The organism is Thauera mechernichensis, assembly GCF_029588855.1.
Lineage (GTDB): Bacteria > Pseudomonadota > Gammaproteobacteria > Burkholderiales > Rhodocyclaceae > Thauera > Thauera mechernichensis.
Genome location: NZ_JARQZE010000048.1, coordinates 1 through 750, shown reverse-complemented (window position 1 = coordinate 750; position 750 = coordinate 1). Strand labels below are relative to the sequence as shown.

The 750-nt window shown below is 62.9% G+C and carries 1 protein-coding gene; it reads right to left on the bottom strand.

Annotated features, from left to right (window positions below; all coding sequences use genetic code 11):
- Positions 1–750 (bottom strand): IS5 family transposase (locus P7F68_RS19890; RefSeq protein WP_277835669.1); only part of this gene is annotated, 750 nt, incomplete at both ends.

Below are 750 nucleotides of genomic sequence, written 5' to 3'. Positions count from 1 at the left end.
GGTTCGGGTGGTTCGCCCATCCAGGCCGGGCGTCTTCCGATCCTTGATGCGCGCGATGTGCGGTCGCACCGCGTGCTCGCGCAGGTGCCCCACAAATTCCTTCACGTGATAGCCCTTGTCGGCGCCGAGCGTCTTGGGGTGAATGTGCCGTCGACGTGCGCGAGTGAGCAGCTGCCGCGCGGCACGGTGCTCGGCCTGGGTCGATTCGGTGATGAGGATGTCGACGCACAGCCCATTGCGGTTCTCCATGAGCACATGCCCGCCATAGCTGAGCTTGGCCGGCTGGCCGTTGCCCTTGCGCATGAGTCGAGACTCGGGATCGGTCGTGCTTTGATGCGTGGCGTTCGAGCGCTTCTCGCCCTTGAAGTCGACCATCCCGGTGCCGTCATCACCGTCCTTGGGCGGGGTGCCATCCTTGGGCTTAAAACTCTTGAACGAAGCCCAGGCATCGATCAGCGTGCCGTCGACCGTGAAGTGGTCCGAGGACAGCAGCTTCTGCTTGCGGGCCAGATTGACGACCTCATCGAAGAAGCGTCGGGCCACGTCGGTGGCGACAAGGCGTTCGCGCAGGCGGCTGAAGTTCGACTGGTCCAGCGTCGGGCTCTCGAGATCCATGTCGAGAAACCAGCGGAACAGGATGTTGTAGTCAAGTTGTTCGCAGAACTGCCGATCCGAGCGAACCGAATACAGCGCAATCAGCAATTGCGCCTTGAGCAGACGCTCTGGCGGAATCGACGGGCGGCCGACCGA